This window comes from Nostoc sp. DSM 114161 (assembly GCF_052692665.1).
Map to the genome: position 1 here is coordinate 5,134,742 of NZ_CP195141.1, position 12,738 is coordinate 5,147,479.

At 38.8% G+C, this 12,738-nt stretch carries 9 protein-coding genes; 2 read left to right on the forward strand and 7 right to left on the reverse strand.

Annotated features, from left to right (window positions below; translation table 11 throughout):
- Positions 1 to 78: 78 nt before the first annotated feature.
- The 5 genes from NSTC745_RS21930 to egtC form a co-directional block, all read right to left on the reverse strand.
- Positions 79 to 201 carry a hypothetical protein gene (locus NSTC745_RS21930; protein ID WP_445632831.1) on the reverse strand — a complete coding sequence of 41 codons (123 nt, stop codon included), beginning with the start codon at positions 199 to 201 and terminating at the stop codon, positions 79 to 81.
- 13 nt (positions 202 to 214) lie between these two features.
- Positions 215 to 1,237, reverse strand: coding sequence for an SGNH/GDSL hydrolase family protein (locus NSTC745_RS21935; RefSeq protein ID WP_445632832.1), 1,023 nt, complete (start codon positions 1,235 to 1,237; stop codon positions 215 to 217).
- A gap of 706 nt (positions 1,238 to 1,943) precedes the next feature.
- Positions 1,944 to 4,544 carry a glycogen/starch/alpha-glucan phosphorylase gene (locus tag NSTC745_RS21940; RefSeq protein ID WP_445638660.1) on the reverse strand — a complete coding sequence of 867 codons (2,601 nt, stop codon included), beginning with the start codon at positions 4,542 to 4,544 and terminating at the stop codon, positions 1,944 to 1,946.
- A gap of 143 nt (positions 4,545 to 4,687) precedes the next feature.
- Complete coding sequence (locus NSTC745_RS21945; RefSeq protein WP_445632833.1) at positions 4,688 to 5,182, reverse strand: quercetin 2,3-dioxygenase; 495 nt, start codon at positions 5,180 to 5,182, stop codon at positions 4,688 to 4,690.
- Positions 5,183 to 5,644: 462 nt separating this feature from the next.
- Complete coding sequence (gene egtC / locus NSTC745_RS21950) at positions 5,645 to 6,436, reverse strand: ergothioneine biosynthesis protein EgtC (RefSeq protein ID WP_445632834.1); 792 nt, start codon at positions 6,434 to 6,436, stop codon at positions 5,645 to 5,647.
- A gap of 201 nt (positions 6,437 to 6,637) precedes the next feature.
- Between egtC and NSTC745_RS21955 the strand changes: the two genes are divergently transcribed.
- Positions 6,638 to 7,147, forward strand: a complete 510-nt coding sequence (locus NSTC745_RS21955) for a HugZ family pyridoxamine 5'-phosphate oxidase (RefSeq protein WP_445632835.1) — start codon at positions 6,638 to 6,640, stop codon at positions 7,145 to 7,147.
- Positions 7,148 to 7,578: 431 nt separating this feature from the next.
- A complete protein-coding gene (locus NSTC745_RS21960; RefSeq protein WP_445632836.1) occupies positions 7,579 to 8,466 on the forward strand; it encodes an alpha/beta fold hydrolase in 888 nt (295 codons plus the stop codon).
- A 128-nt stretch (positions 8,467 to 8,594) separates the two neighbouring features.
- Here NSTC745_RS21960 and NSTC745_RS21965 read toward each other — a convergent pair whose 3' ends face one another.
- Both NSTC745_RS21965 and NSTC745_RS21970 read right to left on the reverse strand, forming a co-directional pair.
- The gene (locus NSTC745_RS21965) at positions 8,595 to 11,363 is read right to left on the reverse strand and encodes a zinc-dependent metalloprotease (RefSeq protein ID WP_445632837.1); all 2,769 of its coding nucleotides are present in this window, start codon (positions 11,361 to 11,363) and stop codon (positions 8,595 to 8,597) included.
- A 775-nt stretch (positions 11,364 to 12,138) separates the two neighbouring features.
- Complete coding sequence (locus tag NSTC745_RS21970) at positions 12,139 to 12,354, reverse strand: hypothetical protein (protein WP_445632838.1); 216 nt, start codon at positions 12,352 to 12,354, stop codon at positions 12,139 to 12,141.
- Positions 12,355 to 12,738 lie beyond the last annotated feature (384 nt).

The following is a 12,738-nucleotide window of genomic DNA, read 5'->3' on the forward strand; positions in this document are numbered from 1 at the left end:
AGGCTGGAAAGTTTCTTTTTTTATTTTTTACTAGTTGTTTTGAGATAAAGCTATTTTTGTAACTGAGGAATTACTGTATCAGCGTTGGCAAATGCGATCGCACTTAGCATCACGTCTGCTTACTAAACACAGCACTAATACTCTATCACCGTTGGCAAATGCGATCGCACTTTCCCAACATATACCTGCGTGAATTTTCAATACAGTTGCTCGATTATCCAGGTACTTTTTCCTTTTTGATTGGTTTCTTTTGCACTGACTGATAGCTACAGCGTTTGCGAGGCGATAATACACATAAACCGCTAACTGCCAACACTCCTAACAGGGTAGAAGATTCAGGAACAGAAGCTGACTTGAGGGCGAAAAATGCGAATTCTCCAATTAGCTGATTAGTTGCGGTTGTGGAATGGATTTCATCCCAGAATAAAAACTTGTCTGGTTCGCAGACAACTGGCTTTACCGGAACTTCGATAGGCACTACCGATAATTCTCCAACACAAGAATCAGTGACATTTGTGAAACCGAATTCGTCTGGATCTGCAATGATGCGATTAAATAAAGAATTAATATCGAAAGGAATAATATTAGCTTCAGGACTTAGTTGCTGATTCAACAAGTTAATAGTTGCGGCCAAATTAGAGTTATGTGCATTCGTGAAACTGCTTAGTATGCTTGCTGTTTGAATATTGCCACCTGTGACTGGAAACTTTCCCAAATCTGGTAAGTTAACTACTAGAATATTTTCAGCACCCACCGCAGTCAGTGAAGTTATTGCTGAGGATAAATTAGCTACAGACTCTGTTGGGTTAGGAGTTTCATCAAAAAAGTATTTAAGGTAATCATTAGCACCTGCCCAAATAATATAAAGGGCGTCGCGATCGGCGGATTTATTTAGTGTTGTAAATTCATTAATTTGTTGCTTTAATCCTGGTAAAAAACTTAGTCCTAAGTTATCCGATCCCGTAGTCGCACCACCAAAGGCAAAATTATTTTTGGGATTGAAAGTTAACCCTAACTTAGAGGCGAGATACTCTACCCAAACTGGGCCATTGGAAAAATGTCCATTAAAATAAGTTGGGCTTGGAGGAATAACCCTATTTGTGGCATTAAATACATTACCTGTATCAGATAAACTATCACCAAAGACATAGATATCGTCATAATTCTGTGCTGAAACTTTGAGTGGAAACATCAAAGACAACAGAAAAAACCCTGTGGTCAGAAATTGTTTTCGCATAAGAAAATTGAGAGTAGGGAATAGAGAATGGAAAAATATATGAATTGCTTTTTGCCTTAAGTGTGAGCCATTTTTTTGCAGCAAAATATTATTGCTATTAGGAATTACTAATAGGTCGATTACTATTACTTATAAGGTGGACACCTTTTCTGCACTGAATTACGGCCCGGCAAAACGCCCACTCCACAAGAAGAGTTGAATATTTTTATTTGTAAATCCCTTATCTAGCAAAAAGCAAAACTAGGAACTATGTAACTTGTCAGTATTATCTCAGATTTCTGGAGATTTAGAAAAGTACTTAATACCACATTTCCTTAACGTATGATACTTGCAGAGGCGGTGCTGCTGCGCTGCCTTAACAGATAAATTTCCACAAAGCCAAGCCCAAAGCTTTGTTCCACAGCCGTTTACCCCACCCCTCAATCCCCTCCCCTTGCTAAGGGGAGGGGAGGTTTTGCGTCAGCAAAGCCGGGGTGGGGTAACGCGGATCTTGATGCTAAGTTAGAGAACTGAATATCACATCTTTATAAGGGTTTCACGTTAAGTTGACACCTATGAGCAGTGCTGTGCCCCTACGACAAATATGGTTTTTAAATAACGCATATTTATTATTTTTTGTCAATGCGTAAGTCATAATAAAGATAATTGTTAGAGCGAACATCTGCTCGCCCCTAGCTGTAGTTTATTTACTTGAAAAACGCTGTAATTAGACACTGTACAGCGGTTGTTTTACTTTCACGCCTGCATTTTGTTCTTGACTATCATTTAAATTAATCATCACTGGCTGAAGATCCCAGATATCTTGGGCATATTCACGAATGGTACGATCTGCGGAAAAATAACCAGTGCGAGCAGCATTCAATATTGACATCCTTATCCATTTTTCGCGTTCTTGATAAGCTTGACTAACTTTTTCTTGACACTCGATATAAGATTGATAATCTGCGAATAACATATATTCGTCCTGGTTTTTTAAGGAATCTATTAATGGCTGAAATAAGCCTGTATTTCCATCAGAAAAATAACCAGAAGCAATTAGATCGATCGCTTGTTTGAGTTCGGGATTATTGTTGTAATAGTTCCACGGGTTGTATTGTTGCGCTTTCAATTGAGCAACTTCAGAAGCAGTTAATCCAAACTGAAAAAAGTTTTCTGCACCGACGCGATCGCGAATTTCAATATTTGCTCCATCCTGCGTACCAATTGTTAACGCTCCATTGATGGCAAACTTCATGTTACTTGTCCCAGAAGCTTCTTTTCCAGCAGTGGAAATTTGCTCGGAAAGGTCAGCAGCAGGATAAATTCGCTGTGCTAACGAAACATTGTAGTTGGGTAAAAAGACTACTTTTAGCTTGGAACCAACATCAGAATCGTTATTAATGACATTAGCAACAGAATTAATTAGCTTTATGATTAACTTCGCCATTGAGTAACCCGGTGCTGCTTTTCCACCAAAAATTACAGTTCGCGGTACTATATCGAGGTTGGGATTTTTCTTGATCCGATTGTAGAGAGTGATAACGTACAGTATATTTAAATGTTGACGTTTGTACTCATGCAACCGCTTGACCTGAATATCAAACAGAGAATTGATATTTACCTCAATGCTAGTTGTTTGCAAAATATATTCTGCTAAATCTTGCTTGTTTTCAGATTTAATTTGCCACCAAGACTGGCGAAAATCTGCATTATCGATAAATGCTTCTAGTTGCTTGAGTTCATCTAAATTTTTAATCCAGCCTTTGCCAATCTTCTTAGTAATTAACAGTGCTAGTTTCGGGTTGGCAAGTAATATCCAACGCCTGGGAGTAACACCATTAGTTTTGTTACTAAATTTTTCCGGAAACAATTGATAAAAATCTGGGAACAAATTGTGTTTTAGGAGTTCGGTATGTAATTCAGCAACACCATTAATAGCGTGACTACCTACACAAGCGAGGTGTGCCATACGGACTTTTTTCTCTGCACCTTCTTCAATCAGTGAAAGTCGAGCTATTTTCCGATCATCGTCGCCATATTTGAGACGAACTTGTGCTAGAAACCTACTGTTAATTTCAAAAATGATTTCTAAATGTCTGGGTAACAGATGAGCAAATAAACCAATACTCCAACGTTCTAATGCTTCTGATAGCAAAGTATGATTAGTAAATCCAAAACTATTCTCAGTAATATTCCAAGCTTGGTCCCAATCTAATTGATGAATATCTACTAACAACCGCATCATTTCTGCAATACCAATAGCTGGATGGGTATCATTGATTTGGATAGCAAATTTTGTCGGGAACTCGTCGAAGCTTTCGTGTGTAAGTAGGTAATTGCGAATCATATCTTGCAGCGAGCAAGAAACAAAAAAGTATTGCTGCTCTAAACGAAGTTCTTTTCCTTGATAGTTTTGGTCGTTCGGATAAAGGACTTTGGTAATATTTTCGGAATACACTTTATCTGCTACGGCCCGGGTAAAGTCTCCACAGTTAAAAATCTGCAAGTTAAAATCTTCGCTGGCTTTGGCACTCCACAGGCGTAGCGTATTCACTGTATTGCTGTTATAACCCGAAATTGGCGTATCGTAGGGTATGCCTAACACGGTTCGCTCTGGTATCCAACGTACTTGATAGCGTCCGCGTTCGTCAGTGTAAGCTTCGGTGTGTCCGCCGAACTTGACTTCTACAATATAATCGAGACGAGGAATTTCCCAAGGATTACCAAATCTTAGCCAGCGATCTGGACGTTCTACCTGCCATCCGTCTTGAATTACTTGCTGAAAAATCCCGAATTCGTAACGAATACCGTAACCAATAGCAGGCATTTCTAGACTAGAAAGAGAATCGAAAAAGCAAGCCGCCAGTCGTCCTAAACCACCATTACCTAATGCTGGTTCGTCTTCTTGTTCCAACACATCATAAAGATTAAAGCCTAATTCTTGAAGAATATTACGAGCTTCTTCATAGAGTCCCACATTCATTAAATTTTTCCCTAACTGCGGCCCAATTAGATATTCGGCAGATAGGTAACAGAGGATTTTGATATTTTTGTGGAAATAGGTTTGTTCTACAGTTTTGAGCCACCGTTGCAATAGGCGATCGCGTACAGTATACGCCAACGCCATGTAGTAATCATGTGCAGTCGCCCAGTCTCGATCCTTGGCCTGGATGTAGTAGAGGTTATCTAAAAGAGCGCGTTTGAGCGTTACTGCATCCATCCCCGTGCGGTCATCTTGCACTTGAATTTCAACTTGTTCTGTCCGCCGATGACATTTTTTGAAATGCGGGGTGCAATTATTTTTGTGATTGTTGTGAGTAAAATTCATAGGTTTAAATCTCTTATCAAGAGATGATGCCGATTCATCCATTAAGATCGCTTCCGGTTCAAGTGCGATCGCTTTATTCACTCGCAGCAAAGTTTACGGCTATGTTTGCTCGTGGGAAAAACCCCATGAGCAAAGATCCAATTTTATGGAGAATTGTTAGTTTGAGGAAGAACAATTGTAATTCCATATTCAGGAGCGGTTGCTAATATTCGGTCAATCACTTCTTGAGTTATGGGCAAGGGTGGAACTGACGAATTCTCGACTTTAGTTCCGACTCGTGCAAAAAACTTTTCTATTCCGCCTGGAGCAGTCCAAATCAGCATTTTGGCTGGTGTAGAACCTATATTTTTAAAACTATGGAGTTGGCCTTTGGGAGAATGCAAAAATGTTCCGGGAGTTGCTACAACTGTTTGTTCGTCAAGATAAAACTCAAACGAACCTTCTTGAATGTAGAATGCTTCATCTTCTCGGCTATGAATATGTGGCGGCGGGCCTAATTCGGGTGCAACTACTACTTCAAACAGTGCATACTTGCCACTTGTTTGTTCGCTCGTAGCTTTAAAGGTGGCTACATCGCCTGCTACTGAATAACTATCACCTTCACCTGGTTGCTGCCATATACCACGATTAATTGTCATTTTCATCATCTCCTGAGTTTTATGACAAACAGATTGCCCCGCTCGCACAAATTAACAAAACACAGCCTAGCCACGATCGAAAATTTCAGTAATTAAGCTCCAATGCGCTCTCCACTATTGTTTGTGCCAAAAGTAAAAATGATTCAATTTAAAGCGATCGCTCAAATTACTTTTTTGCTTTGACTGCGTGCTAACTCAATTGCACTACAATATCTTGGGGCAATGGATTGACGACACCATCAGTAGGCAGAGATTTAATCTCATATTCAGTTCTCTCACTTACCATCAAGATCCGCGTTACCCCACCCCGATTTTGTCTAAAGCCAAAATCGCCCCTCCCCTTAGCAAGGGGAGGGGTTGGGGGTGGGGTAAAACGATTGTGGGGCAATTTTAGCTTAAGTTGGCATCAATGCATAGCTATGCGCCCCTACCTTGTACATCACGCTTATCGAGAAATTAAGATTACGGCAAATCCATCTGTATAATTTTTGGTATCAATGAATCTGCTTCAACTAATAAAATGCTTTGTTCTTCAAAGCTTATCCAATTTTGCTTAGACAAAGGTTCAGATGCAACAATAACTCCGTTTGGATTATTTTCATCGTAAGACCAATAAAGAGTAGGCGCTTCTGTACCATAAGCATAGCGAACAGCCGCCATTGCTTGACCATCACTAACAATTAAATTGGAAGTAAATGTGGTATCGTATTTTTGAGCTAAATCAGCCAATGTTTGCAGCGTCATACTTAGAGCTGACAAAAGATTACTATCAAAAGATGACTGCCACATTTCTACTAGCATAGCGAAAATGTGTTCTGAGTCTGTCATACCTTTAATCAAATGGTATGTTGAATCAGAAAGTCCATCACGTATAGGTCTATAGAGTGTTTGTTTAAAGTTCGATATTTCACCATTATGGACAAACAAAAGCTTTTCACTACGGAAGGGCTGGCAGTTACTAATGTCAAGCGATTCGCCCATTCCAGCTAGTCGAACATAACCTACAGTGCAATTAGATTGTACGTATTGGCTTAATTCTTGCAAATTTGTATCGTTCCACAGTGGAATAGTGTTACGGTAAATAAATGATTTTCCCGCTTCATCGTACCAGCCTACACCAGCACCGTCTCCACACACGACTCCAGACTTTAATTCTAAAGGATTATAACTTTGCCTATAAAGAGAATGTTCTTCTTTATACAACAATTGTTCGAGCCGAATACCGTTGCCAAGGTAGCCAATTAATCTACACATAGAAAACAAAAATGATGGAAAAATGAACGAATTTTGCTACGAAATTAATTTTAATTGTCTGCCTTGAACTATTGTTAACTATTATTACTTTACCAATGAATTTATATATTGTGTATGCTTTTACCATGACTAAAGTAATGGATGTATTTGTGACTTTAGTAAGGACATGTTCCTTTTGAATTATTAAACGGTAATTTACTTATGAGCCAACTAGAAAACATTCAAGCTGAGTACGAAAAGTTTCCCGAACAATTTGAAAGTATAATTATTAGCACCGTTAGCGCAGAAGGAATACCTAATGCTAGTTATGCTCCCTTTGTGATGGATGATGCTAAGAATATTTATATTTATGTCAGTGGTCTGGCGACTCATACCAAAAATCTCCATGCCAATCCTCATGTTAGTGTTTTGTTTATTGAGGATGAAGCCAAAAGCAACCAAATTTTTGCCCGTACCCGTTTGAGCTTTGATTGCGCGGTAACTTTGATAGAGCGCGAAAGCGACAAGTGGAATCAAATTGTTGACCAATTTCAAAAGCGATTTGGTCAAATTATAGAAATTTTGCGAGGCTTGCCTGATTTTCGGATTTTTCAGCTAACTCCCAGTGAAGGTCGTTTTGTTGTCGGTTTTGGGGCAGCTTATCGCATTAAGGGTGGTAATCTCCATCAACTTGCTCAAATTACAAAAGATAGCGACCAACAGCAACAATAAATCTCAGAATTCAGGAGTCATAATTCAACAACCAAATTGAAGAAGAATACAGAATTCATAATTCAGCAATCTTGACGCTCTCTACGAGACGCTACGCGAACGCGGACACGGCGAATCGCGGCTCTATCCGCCAGTCGCACAAAATACCTTTCCTGTATTCTGACGACTGACTCCTGAATTCTGTTTGATGATTAAATAATCAGAGTAATAGATGAATAAATATAGCAATGATATAAGAAATATCTTGCAAAAGTAACTTTTACAACATGTTGAGATAAGGTTAAAGGTAAAAGGTAAAGAGAAAATTCTATCCTTTCCCCTTTACCCACTTCTGCAATAAGTCTAAGTTATAGCTCTGATTATTAGGTGTTGAATTATGATTTATGAATTATCAATTATCAACGAACCCATGAAGCTCAATCTTTAATTTTATGCTTAAGTTTCAACCTCCTGGCTTCGGACACAAAGTCATTCATACATCCTTAGGGGCAATGGTTTATTACACCCAAACTAATGCACCTTGGGCGCTTGCTGACATTGAAAATTTACCGCCACTTCTATTTCTGCATAACTTTGGTGGTGGCGCGTCTGCATATGAATGGTCTAAAGTTTACCCGGCTTTTGCCTCGAATTATCAAATTTTAGCGCCCGATTTAATCGGTTGGGGAGAATCGGCTCATCCAGTCAGAGATTATCAAATTAAAGATTATTTGAATACGATCGCTGAATTTATCATCCAAACTTGTCACCAACCAGTCACAGTAGTAGCCTCGTCCCTCACAGCGGCTTTTGCTATCCGCCTAGCCATTACCCAACCAAATTTATTCCAAAGATTATTTTTGGTCTGTCCCTCTGGATTTAATGACTTTGGACAAGGTAGTGGGCGCAGGCTTCCGCTTTCAGTCATCAATACACCAGTGCTAGACGATTTGATTTATAGTCTGGGTGCAGAAAATGAAATCGCAGTGCGAAACTTTTTAGAAAGTTTTCTCTTTGCCAAGCCACAACGAGTATCCCAAGAAATGGTAGAAGCTTATTTAACTTCTGCCCAACAACCTAATGCTAAGTTTGCCGCTTTAGCATTTTTGCGCGGCGATCTTTATTTTGATTTGAGTTTATATATTCAACAACTAACAATTCCCACGGTGATATTTTGGGGAGAAAAAGCACAATTTACTAGCATCAAATCAGGACGAAGATTAGCATATTCAAATACAAACGCAATTCAAAAATTTTACGCGATCGCAGATGCCGGAGTCTTACCTCATTTGGAAGTGCCGGAAATCACGATCGGCCTATTGCAACGATATCTTGGGTGAGTGTGGAGAGTGTGGGGAGTGTGGGGAGTGTGGGAAGTGTGGGGGGAAAGAGAATTTATGCCCCCGTCTCTTCCCACACCTCCTAGACCTCCCACACCTCCCAATGCCCAATGACCAATGACCAATGACTAATGACTAATAACCAATGACTTCAACGCTTTATTAATGCGATCGCCAGAAGCTTGTAAGTGGGCTAAGGTGTAAATATCAATATTTTCACTTAGTTGTTTGAGTCTGACATCTATGGCTGTTTGCAGTTGCCGCAATTCATACCACGCCAGTGTCCGACCATCTTCAGGCGCATCATTAGTATGCAACATCATCCCTAGCAAAATATTCAGATATTCTTGTTGCAACGAACGCCGCATACTAGAAATCGGCTTGAATTCTCCAGGGTTTAAAACTTCTGTCCAGATGCTTGTTTGCAGGGTGTCAAACAATTCTGGAATCGAGAGTGCTTCCCCAGGCTGGGTTTTTAATTCTATATCTTGTAACCGATTTAAGCGATCGCCATCTAATAGCGATCGCAGTATCGCACTTTGGAAACTCAAAATGCGATCGTGAATCGGATAATCAAGGCGATAATTCGGTGCAAAACTACCCCAATGTCGCCAACGCGATGGAGCCAACTGATTTAATAATTGTCCTGAGAAATTAAAAGCACGTTCGCCAAATACATATTGTTGTAATTTCGTCAAGGCTTGACGTTGTTTTAATAATGAAACTGGTACAAATGCCCAGGATGTATCATCACCAGCATGGAGACGCCGAAACGATTGCCCAGCAATGTATTGAGACAGCAATTTCGCATTACTAAAATAATATCCAAGTACTCTATCGAATAAGACGCGCAGATTACTGTAACTTTCTCCTGGTGATAAATAACCCTTTTCCAGGCGCTGCAACATCATGCGGGCGTTATCCATTTGCCACTGTGAATAAACCAGCACATCATTACTCATATCCCAAACATTTGCTAAGGGATTGATATCTAAGATATCTTCATCTGTTGCGTAAGATAATTCTGGTTGCGGTGAAGCCAAGGCAATGTTTTCCAAAAAAGTTTTTTCCATTTCTGGAATTATTGGCTCAATTTTTGGCGATGGGTTGATTTTGTAACCATACTCTATTGCCCATTCGTCATACGGCCCCACAATTTCTGGAAAATAGTCCCCTTGCTCTACTCCCTGTGGTGCTACATTCACAGGTAGATAGTCCATCACCGAACCGACTAAACCTTTAGCGTGAGTAATTTCAGTGTTATTTAATTCATGAGGTGCTAACATGGCGCTGCCGTGAAAGTTATGGCGCAAACCGAGAGTATGTCCAACTTCGTGAGCAATCAGAGAACGCAAATATTGATGCACATATTCTTGCATCACTTCACTACTGGGTGTAGCGTTTTGCAAAATTGACAATGCCAGTGCCCCCATAGTTGCCTGATTTACAGACCCCATACCATAGCAGACATCAGAATTCTTTTGTGAAGCCAACGCTTGAGATTTAGCAGCGTGCGGCTGGAAACCGCTACTCGTGACCTTTTTTCCCCACTCCCGACTTTTCTCAGGTAAATCTCGACCGGTGCATTGGGAGTTTAATCCCTTATTATTTGACTCCACGTAGGTGTCATATGTTTGGCGAATTGAGCGCACCATATTGGCGTCTACAATAATATCTGCATCCAATATTTCCCCGGTGAGTGGGTTGACGCGAGCTGGGCCTCTGGCAAAACCTCCATCCAGAGAATTGAACCAGCGAATAGTGTTGTAACGTACATCTGCCGGTTGCCAATCAGCATCATCTGGCATTTGTTGTACTTGAATCGCATTTTGAAATCCGGCTTTTTCAAATGCTTTGTTCCACATCAAGACGCCTTCACGAATCGCATCGCGATACTCTAGCGGTACAGCATTTTCAATCCAAAATACAATTGGTTTTTTGGGTGGAGATAAAGAAGCGTTGGGGTCGGATGGTTCTAAATGCCAACGATTAATGTAACGGACAAATTCTTCTTGGGAGTGATTGTTAGAGAAATTTTGAAAGGCAGTAATAAAATATCCTACTCTGTCATCGGCAAGTCTGGGAACATAATTGTTGTTTTCTCTAAGCTTAGAAAAACTGTAGTGTACCTTGAGAGTCAGCGCCCTGCTATCGGGTACGCTGACTAAATCTGCTCCTTCTTGTGAAGAAAAACCATAAATTGAATCAATCTCTATATTTTCGGGAAAGCTGTTAACATCTCCAAAATAAGACTTGCTTGGCTCTAAGTAATAATCAGCTTGTAAATAGTATTTCAATAGAGGAACTAACCCTGGAAAGTCCTGCATTAACAGGTTATCCAGGTCAATCAAAATATTTTTAGTAAAGGGATGAATACCATCTATTGGCAGTGAATACAGAACTGAATCGCTAAATGAGCGAGCAAGCGATCGCTGTTCTGATTTACTCTCTGTTCGGAATTTTACATTACGGACGACAAAATGCAATTTGTTGTTTATTCGCCGGAAATAAAATAAAAAATCTCCAAGTGGTAATCCACTATAAATTCCATTTTCGCCAATTCCGGATTCTAAGGTTACTGTGGCTAAATAGTTATTATTTAACTGCTCTGGCTTGATTTCTAAATAAATTTTATCTGAATCATCATTGCAATAAATTGTAAAAAGCCCCTCTAGTTTATCTGAGCTTTTAGCTATTTCAATAAATCGCAAAAAACCATCTTTTCTACTATTGCCAAAATTATTGTCAGCACTTGCTAAGTTTTCAATTACTGGAACTGCATTAAATGACTGCAAATCAATATTTTCAAGTTGGTTGGCTGCTGCGTAATCCGTCACAAGTAACAAGTTGCACAGTAAAACTAAAAAGATTGCTAATTTCGCGACCCAGTATTTCATCCTTTGGCTTTCCACCTGAAGCAGTTATCGTGTTGAAAAAATGTTGACTAAATTTGCAAATAGCCTAAAAATAATGTGACTTTTGATTGCTATTATTCACTCTTCAGTAATTATGCGCTTTTGAGAAGAAATTATTTATACATGCAATATCTATGTCTGAAGATAGATAATTTCTATATCTAAAGACACATGCTTTTTAAGGACTATATCTTGTATTAAAAGCCAAATGTAGCACTAAAATTGTATTGGGTGCTACATTTGCTATACTAAGAAATTTCAAGCATAAGTGATAGAAATGTGGTTTAGCTTAATAAATCGGCGTATTTCCCAATAATCGCTGCTAATTTCACCCATTGCTACGTTATGGTACTTATTGTGCCCTAGCATCAGACTTTCTTTAGGAGTAAAGCATTTTGTGTAGTCGGACAAAAAACGAGCCGCTAAACTAAAACACATAAATAAGTAGTAAGTTATTTTAGTAAAATTCCTCGTTCTTTTAATTTTTTTCCATATAGTTATTCACTTATCCCAAAAAAGCTTGCACCTTTATTTAATATTTTATCTCTTAATTTTTCTACTTATTGCTAACTAGTTTTAAGATTATCATATTTAGTTTTTCTGTAGCGATCGCCTGCTCAATAATAATCTCCATTAGTTATTCCAAAGCAAAATTTAGAAGAATTTCACGGTATAGTTTCAACAGCAGTTTTTGACTGCCATTTTTTATAAATTTTTAACTCATCCCCCGGCTTTACGCGCCGAGGATTTCGAGTCATTAATCATTATTAGCTATACTCATTTTGTCGTATTCAATAATACTAATGACTAATGACCATTGACTAATGACTAAGACGGCAATTTGAATTCTCCGATTCAGTGATTCAAACACTGCTGGATAAAGAACTGCTACAAGTGCAGAACACAGGATGCGGATTTTTGTTGGAGATTGCCTAAGAAACTTTAAAAAGTCAGTATTTCTACGTATTTCCATAGATAGATATGTAATTTATGCTTGATTAAGTTAAAAAGGCTTTTTTGCTTGATATTTCGCCTATATATAAGGGTTAACAGACAGAAAACCTAAATTAAACAGGCTTTTTTCCTATGAGGCAAAAACTGAGCCAATAAAATACTCTATAGGTTTTATAAAACTAATTTATACTACCTTACGCACAGTGCTAATTTTGCTTTTTACCTAATAATCAAGCCTATGCTTGTGCTGGACTGTTTTAGTAAAGGTATTACAAAAACAGAGCCTATTTTGTTAAGCAATATTTTCTAAAAAATTACAGATTTTGGTTGTCTTCACTTTGTTAACCTCTAGTATCTAAGCTGACAAATTGAAAAATATATATTGCTTAAAAGTCCCTTGATT

Coding starts and splice junctions, on each gene's coding strand:
- NSTC745_RS21935 (WP_445632832.1), bottom strand. CDS start 1,237: ATGCGAAAACAATTTCTGACCACAGGGTTTTTTCTGTTGTCTTTGATG.
- NSTC745_RS21940 (WP_445638660.1), bottom strand. CDS start 4,544: ATGAATTTTACTCACAACAATCACAAAAATAATTGCACCCCGCATTTC.
- NSTC745_RS21945 (WP_445632833.1), bottom strand. CDS start 5,182: ATGACAATTAATCGTGGTATATGGCAGCAACCAGGTGAAGGTGATAGT.
- egtC (WP_445632834.1), bottom strand. CDS start 6,436: ATGTGTAGATTAATTGGCTACCTTGGCAACGGTATTCGGCTCGAACAA.
- NSTC745_RS21955 (WP_445632835.1), top strand. CDS start 6,638: ATGAGCCAACTAGAAAACATTCAAGCTGAGTACGAAAAGTTTCCCGAA.
- NSTC745_RS21960 (WP_445632836.1), top strand. CDS start 7,579: ATGCTTAAGTTTCAACCTCCTGGCTTCGGACACAAAGTCATTCATACA.
- NSTC745_RS21965 (WP_445632837.1), bottom strand. CDS start 11,363: ATGAAATACTGGGTCGCGAAATTAGCAATCTTTTTAGTTTTACTGTGC.
- NSTC745_RS21970 (WP_445632838.1), bottom strand. CDS start 12,354: ATGGAAATACGTAGAAATACTGACTTTTTAAAGTTTCTTAGGCAATCT.